Annotated in this window: 5 protein-coding genes; 1 reads left to right on the top strand and 4 read right to left on the bottom strand. The window is 70.6% G+C overall.

From position 1 onward, the window contains the following. Positions 1-102: 102 nt before the first annotated feature. The 4 genes from ABT352_RS31425 to ABT352_RS31410 all read right to left on the bottom strand — a co-directional run bounded on the left by ABT352_RS31425 (position 103) and on the right by ABT352_RS31410 (position 5201). Positions 103-1515 carry an NAD-dependent malic enzyme gene (locus tag ABT352_RS31425; protein ID WP_350948599.1) on the bottom strand — a complete coding sequence of 471 codons (1413 nt, stop codon included), beginning with the start codon at positions 1513-1515 and terminating at the stop codon, positions 103-105. A 178-nt stretch (positions 1516-1693) separates the two neighbouring features. Further along, positions 1694-2632, bottom strand: coding sequence for a tetratricopeptide repeat protein (locus tag ABT352_RS31420; protein ID WP_350948598.1), 939 nt, complete (start codon positions 2630-2632; stop codon positions 1694-1696). A 46-nt stretch (positions 2633-2678) separates the two neighbouring features. Beyond that, positions 2679-4346, bottom strand: coding sequence for a coenzyme B12-dependent isobutyryl-CoA mutase large subunit (gene icmA, locus ABT352_RS31415; protein WP_350948597.1), 1668 nt, complete (start codon positions 4344-4346; stop codon positions 2679-2681). Between the two features lie 321 nt (positions 4347-4667). After that, the gene (locus tag ABT352_RS31410) at positions 4668-5201 is read right to left on the bottom strand and encodes a MarR family winged helix-turn-helix transcriptional regulator (protein ID WP_350948596.1); all 534 of its coding nucleotides are present in this window, start codon (positions 5199-5201) and stop codon (positions 4668-4670) included. A gap of 291 nt (positions 5202-5492) precedes the next feature. Here ABT352_RS31410 and ABT352_RS31405 point away from each other — a divergent pair, with 291 nt between their 5' ends. Further along, a complete protein-coding gene (locus ABT352_RS31405) occupies positions 5493-6908 on the top strand; it encodes a hypothetical protein (protein WP_350948595.1) in 1416 nt (471 codons plus the stop codon). Positions 6909-6924: the final 16 nt, after the last annotated feature.

Genomic DNA, 6924 nt, shown 5'->3' with positions numbered 1-6924 from the left:
CGTGGCCCCCCCCCGCCCCCTGCGCCGGGGGGGGGGGGGCCCCCCCACCCCCCCCCCCCCCCCCCCCCCCCCCCCCCCCCGCCGTGCCCGTGGACCGCGCGGTCACGCCTCCGTCATGCCCGTACGTGCCCGGCCACCGGCCGACTCGCGCACGGCCGCCGCGACGGCGCCCGACACGTCCGGGTGGAAGACGCTGGGGATGATGTAGTTGGGACCGAGCTCCTCGGGGGTCACCACGGCGGCGAGCGCCTTGGCCGCGGCCAGCAGCATCTCCTGGCTGACCACGGTGGCCTGGGCGTCGAGCAGACCGCGGAAGACGCCGGGGAAGGCGAGCACGTTGTTGATCTGGTTCGGGTAGTCGGAGCGGCCGGTGGCGACCACGGCCGCGTACTCGCGGGCGTCGTCGGGCGAGATCTCCGGCTCGGGGTTGGCGAGCGCGAAGACCACGGCGTCCTTCGCCATCGAGGCGATGTCGTCGCCGTTGAGGATGCCGGGCGCGGACACGCCGATGAACACGTCGGCCCCCTTGACCGCGCCGCGCAGGTCACCGGAGTAGCCCTCGGTGTTGGTGTGGTCGGCGATCCACTGGAGCGAGTCGTCCAGGTCCTGGCGGCCGCGGTGCACGGCGCCCAGGTAGTCGCAGACGACCACGTTGCGGGCGCCCGCCGCGAGCAGCAGGCGCAGCACCGCCGTACCGGCCGCGCCCGCGCCCGCCAGGGCGATGCGGACCTCGCCCAGGTCCTTGCCGACCACGCGCAGCGCGTTGGTGAGCGCGGCCAGCACGCAGATCGCGGTGCCGTGCTGGTCGTCGTGGAAGACCGGGATGTCCAGCAGGTCGCGCAGCCGCCGCTCGACCTCGAAGCAGCGCGGGGCCGAGATGTCCTCAAGGTTGATGCCGCCGAAGCCGGGGGCGATGATCTGCACCGTGCGCACGATCTCGTCGACGTCCTGGGTGTCCAGGCAGATCGGCCAGGCGTCGATGTCGGCGAACCGCTTGAACAGCGCGGCCTTGCCCTCCATCACGGGGAGCGCGGCGGCCGGGCCGATGTTGCCCAGGCCGAGCACTGCCGAGCCGTCGGTGACGACGGCGACGGTGTTGCGCTTGATGGTGAGGCGGCGGGCGTCCTCGGGGTTGCGGGCGATCGCCATGGAGACCCGGGCGACGCCGGGCGTGTAGGCCATGGAGAGCTCGTCACGGTTGCGCAGCGGCACCTTCGACCGCATCTCGATCTTGCCGCCGAGATGCATGAGGAAGGTCCGGTCCGAGACCTTGTGGATGACGACGCCCTCGACGCCCTCCAGCTTGTCGACGATCGCCTGCGCGTGGTCGGTGTCACGCGCGGCACAGGTGACGTCGATGCGCAGCGTTTCATGTCCGGCCGTGGTCACGTCGAGCGCGGTGACCACACCTCCGGCGGACTCTACGGCGTGGGTGAGCTGGCTGACGGCATTGCCGCCTGCGGGCACCTCCAGGCGCACGGTGATGGAGTACGACACACTCGGCACGGTGGCCACAGCCAATCCGCTCCTTTGCGACTGACTTTGGTTGGGATGCCTTCCATCGTGCCATCCCGTCGTGGGTGAGCGCGCCTGTGTCGGCCGACCTGCACATATAGATGCGGTCACGACATACTTCACGCCGCCCGGCCCCCGCCGAGGAGACGTGAGCCGGGCTCCGAGGGCCGTCGATCACTCAGAACAGGGCGCTGGCCAGGTTTCTGCGGGCCCTGCCGATGGACGGGTCGTCCCCGGGGAGCGTGTCGAACAGCCCGAGCAGGTGCACCCTGGCCGTGTCGCGGTCGGCGCCCGAGGTGCGGCGCACCACGTCGACGAGCCGGTCGAAGGCCTTGTCCACCTCGCCGGAGAGCATCTCGAAGTCGGCGGCGAGGAGCTGGGCCTCGACGTCGGCGGGGTCGGCCAGCCGGCGCTGCACATCGGCGGGGTCGACGTCCTGGGTGCGGCGGATCAGGCCGAGCCCGGCCAGGCCCAGTTTGGCGTCCTGGTTGTTCGGCGAGCGGGCCAGCAGCCGCTCGTACGCGGCCACCGCGCCGTCGAGGTCGCCGGCGTCGATCGCCTGCTCGGCGGCGAGCACGTCCGGGTCGACCGGAGGCTCCTGCGGCTGCGGCTCCTCACCTGCCGCGGCCTCCTCACCGGGGGGCGGGAGATACTGGGCAAGCGCCTCCATCAGCTGCGACAGCCAGTCGCGCAGCTGCGGCTCGGTGGCGATGCCCGGGACGACGGCCACCGGCTGCCCCTGGAAGATGGCGTACAGGGCGGGCACGTTCTGCACCCGGAGCGCCTGCGCGATCTGAGGGCTGAGCTCGACGTCGACCCTGGCCAGGACCCACCGGCCGGCGTTCTCCGCGGCCAGTTTCTCCAGCAGCCCGCTGTACTGCTTGGCCTGCTCGGCACGGGTGACGGTGAGCTCCAGCAGCACGAGGCCGTTCATGGAGCGTTCGACGACCTCGGTCGCGAAGTTGGCGTCGTCGACGTCGATGACCGGCGCCGGAACACCGCCGGTTTCCTGCGGGGCGGTCTCCCGCCGCGCCTGTGCCTCAAGTGCCTGCTTGCGAGCGCCGAGATCGACGGCGCCGTAGAGCGATCCGGGTCGAGTGAAGTCCGCTGGGCTCATGACTCCAATCCTGCCGCATCCCGGCCGGTGCCCCGACGCGCCACCGCTAGAAGCGGGCAGGTTCGGTGTATACGCCCCATTCGTCGCGCAGTGCGTCGCAGATCTCGCCCAGCGTCGCCTCGGCCCTGACCGCGTCGAGCATGGCGGGGATCATGTTGCCCTCCCCCTTCGCTACCTGTGTCATCGCGGCGAGGGCGGCGTCCACGGCCGCCTGGTCACGAGTGGCTCGGCGCTCGGCCAGGACGCGGTTCTGCTCGCGCTCGACCTCGTGGCTGACCCGGAGGATTTCCAGCGGCTCGTCGATGGAGGCGGTGTGACAGTTCACCCCGACGATCCTCTTCTCGCCCTTCTCCAGCTTCCGCTGGTAGTCGAAGGCCGCCTCGGCGATCTCGGACATGAACCAGCCGTCCTCGATGCCGCGCAGGATGCCCGAGGTCATCGTGCCGTCCGAACCCATGTCCCTGATCCTCGTGAAGATCGCCTCGGCCTCGGCCTCCAGCCGGTCGGTCAGCGCCTCCACGTACCAGGACCCGCCGAGCGGATCGGCGACGTTGACGATCTCGGTCTCCTCCATGAGCACCTGCTGGGTGCGCAGCGCGATCTCGGCCGCCTTCTCCGAGGGCAGCGCGAGGACCTCGTCGAGCGCGTTGGTGTGCAGCGAGTTGGTGCCGCCGAGCACCGCCGCGAGCGCCTCGACCGCGGTGCGCACCACGTTGTTGTACGGCTGCTGCGCGGTCAGCGACACCCCGGCCGTCTGGGTGTGGAAGCGCAGCCACTGGGCCTTGTCGGTCTTCGCGCCGTAGACGTCGCGCAGCCACCGCGCCCAGATCCGCCGGGCGGCCCTGAACTTGGCGATCTCCTCGAAGAAGTCGATGTGGGCGTCGAAGAAGAAGGACAGGCCGGGGGCGAAGACGTCGACGTCCAGGCCGCGCGACAGGCCCAGCTCCACGTAGCCGAACCCGTCGGCCAGCGTGAAGGCCAGCTCCTGCGCGGCCGTGGACCCCGCCTCGCGGATGTGGTAGCCGGAGACGCTGAGCGGCTTGTACGCGGGGATCTCGGCGGCGCAGAACTCCATCAGGTCGCCGATGAGCCGCAGGTGCGGCTCGGGGGCGAACAGCCACTCCTTCTGGGCGATGTACTCCTTGAAGATGTCGGTCTGCAGGGTCCCGTTGAGCTTCCCGACGGGCACCCCCTGCCGCTCGGCCGCGACGACGTACATGCAGAAGATCGGGACGGCGGGGCCGCTGATCGTCATCGAGGTGGTGGTCTCGCCGAGCGGGATGCCGTCGAAGAGCAGGTCCATGTCCAGCGCGGAGTCGATCGCCACACCGCAGTGGCCGACCTCGCCGAGCGAGCGCGGGTCGTCGGAGTCGCGGCCCATCAGCGTCGGCATGTCGAAGGCGACGCTCAGCCCGCCACCTCCCGCGCCGAGGATCATCTTGTAGCGCTCGTTGGTCTGCTTGGCGTTGCCGAATCCGGCGAACTGCCGGATGGTCCACGCCTTGCCCCGGTAACCGGTGGGGTGCAGACCACGCGTGAACGGATACTCCCCCGGCCAGCCGATGCGCTCCATGCGCGGATCGCCGCCCTCGGGACCGTAGACCGGGTCCACGTCGATCCCGGAGAGGGTGCGGAACTCCGCCTCGCGCTTGCGCGCCCCGTCGAAGCGCGCCTGCCAGCGCGCCCGCCCCGCCTCGACTCGCTCAGCGTCCATGGCCGACTCCCTTGTATGGCATGTGGCTTCTTATCCGGCTTGTGGCCTCACCCAGATACTAGGACGTCCTAGTAATTCTTGGCCAGGCGCGCGACCGCCCACCGCCGGGAACCGCCACCGGAGACACGCAGCGTCGCCAACAACACGAGCCGGACAAGAACAAACTCACCGCAACGCCCCAGCGCCCTCAATTGCGGGACTACCCGTGAGGCCGCGCCGGCGACTGGACTGAGGAGAGGAAGGTCGCGAGGAACGAGCGATCTTCCTCGACGAGGGAAGGAGTCGGACAAGAGCGGCCTCACCGCGACGCGCAGCGTCGCATCAATACTGAAAGTCGCCGGCCGCCACGCGTAGCGTCCTGAACAGGTCGAACATCTGCTCCAGCTTCGCCTCGTCGTACATCGGCATGGCGAAGTCGGCCGCCATCAGGTCGGCCGTCGCCCGTCCGACGGTCTCGCGGCCCTCACCGGTGATCTCGGCGAGCACGCCCCGGCCGTCACGGGGATTGGGCAGGCGCCGCACCAGACCGGCACGTTCCAGACGGCTCACGGTGTTGGTCACACTCGTGGGGTGGACCATCAGACGCTCACCGATCTTGGAGAGTGGCAGCGCCCCCGTCCTGCTGAAGGTGAGCAGCACCAGTGCCTCGTACCGGGCGAAGGTCAAGTCATGCGGTTTGAGCAGCGTGTCCAGTTGCGACAGCAGGATCTGGTGCGCTCTCATGATCGATGTGACGGCGGCCATGGCCGAGGAGGGCCCGAAGTGAACGCGCCACGTCTCCGCGGCACGTTCGATGGGGTCAAACGGGAGATTCAGCTGACCTGTAACCACAGGGCTACGGTAGCGCGGCCTCATCCCGATTCGCCCGTATACGTAGAGTCACCGCGCTGATGGCTTCACCAAGAACCCGGACGCCAAACGTCACGCTCCGTTATGGTTCCCACATCGAATGGTGAGGCCGTGGCCAAGTGGCCACGATGACTCAGTCCGGCCTGCGGGGGACGCGAGCCGGACCGGTGCCGAGGGGACCGGCATCCGCACATTCACGGCACGGGGGGTGCTTCATGAACGACAACTCAACGGCGTTCGAACGCCGGACAGACCTTGACCGCATCGACGCGGCGTGGGCTCTCACCACGCCCACCGGTGCGTGAGCACGGGGGCGTTTCACGCGAGGAACTCCAGCAGAGCGGGTTGATGGCCGTCGCCGTCCTGCTCGTGCTCGGGGTGGTCGCGGCGTGGAGCGTCCTGGTTCCCGGGGTCAGCGCGTGGGAGAACATCGTCGTCGCGGTGATCGGCTCACTCCGGCTCACCGGCCCGGTGGCGGCCGCGTTCGCCGCCTGGGTGGCGGTGCGCAGACGGCGCGGGACGCGTGGGGGGGCGATGAGCCCGTGGCAGGCGGTACGGGCACCACTCGCGATCCTGGTGGTGGCGGGAGGCGCGTTCACCGCCACCGTCCTGGTCCTCGCGGTCAGAACCATGATCACAGAGCAGGCCGGGCGGCTGCTGCCCAGCGGTCTGGTGATGGGGGCGGCCGGGCTCGCGCTGTACGTCGTCATCGGCTGGGTGATCGGCTGGCTGATGCCCTGGACGATCACACCGGCCCTCGCCGGGCTCGGCTGCTACAGCCTGTTCACCTGGCTGTGCCAGGGGCCGGCCTGGGGTGACCGGCTCGCCCCCGCCACGCGGGAGCCGTACGACCCGTTCCAGGGGTTGAACGCGGCGGCGTTCACCGATCAGACGCTCTGGCTGGTGGGGATCAGCTCGGCGCTGCTGCTCGGCTGGGCGGCGGTCGTGACGCGCCAGGCCCTGGTGCTGGCCGCGGCGCTGATCGCGGTGCTCGCCGCCGGGACCGGTATGGCCAGGCTGTTCACCGAGCCGCAGCCGGTCTCCGCCCAGCAGGTCGTCTACAGCTGCCAGGAATGGCCGATCATGGTGTGTGTGCACCCGGGCATGCGCGCCGGCCTCCCCGAGCTGGGCTCGGAGTTCATCAAGATCGCGTCTCGGCTGGCCGGGACGCCCGGGGAGTTCTCCCGGGTGGAACAGCATCCCAGGCGCGACAGCCCTCCCGCCTCCGCGGGTGTGATCGCGATCCACGTCGACGACCTGGCGGCCGGTTTCGCGGAGAAGGCCGCCGACGAGTTCGTCGACGGCCTGGCCGCCCGGTGCGGCTCCGGTCCCGCGTCGGGTTACCGCGACATCGTGACCGCGTGGCTGCGTGGCGAGCCGCTTCCCGGCGGGCCGCTTCCCGAGCACCGGTACGCCGCGGCCTGGTTCTCCGGCCTCACGGACGTCCAGCGGCGCGACTGGCTCCGCCTCCACTACGCCGACTTCACCGACTGCCGGCTACAAAGCACTCACTTCGGCGGCCAGGCCGGACAGACCTCCCAGACAGGGCAGAGCGGGCAGGGCGCGGGGGGCGCCTCGACCGGCCCCGAACCGCGGCCGGGCACCGTCCACCAGGCACCCGGCGTTCCCCCCGCCCCCGGAGTGATCACCCCGACCGGCCCCTGGCGCGCCCCCTTCGCGGAACGGGGCGCGCCGCCCTCTCCCCGGGGGTAGGAAGATCGGCATAGGC

Origin of the sequence: Streptosporangium sp. NPDC000563 (genome assembly GCF_040299985.1) — a bacterium.
Classification (GTDB): Bacteria; Actinomycetota; Actinomycetes; order Streptosporangiales; family Streptosporangiaceae; genus Streptosporangium.
The sequence above is the reverse complement of the archived record's forward strand: the minus strand, read 5'-3'. Positions and strand labels throughout refer to the sequence as shown.

What these genes read in the sequence shown, in the direction of transcription:
- ABT352_RS31420 (WP_350948598.1), bottom strand. Translation starts at nt 2,632, where the DNA reads ATGAGCCCAGCGGACTTCACTCGACCCGGATCGCTCTACGGCGCCGTC.
- icmA (WP_350948597.1), bottom strand. Translation starts at nt 4,346, where the DNA reads ATGGACGCTGAGCGAGTCGAGGCGGGGCGGGCGCGCTGGCAGGCGCGC.
- ABT352_RS31410 (WP_350948596.1), bottom strand. Translation starts at nt 5,201, where the DNA reads ATGAGGCCGCGCTACCGTAGCCCTGTGGTTACAGGTCAGCTGAATCTC.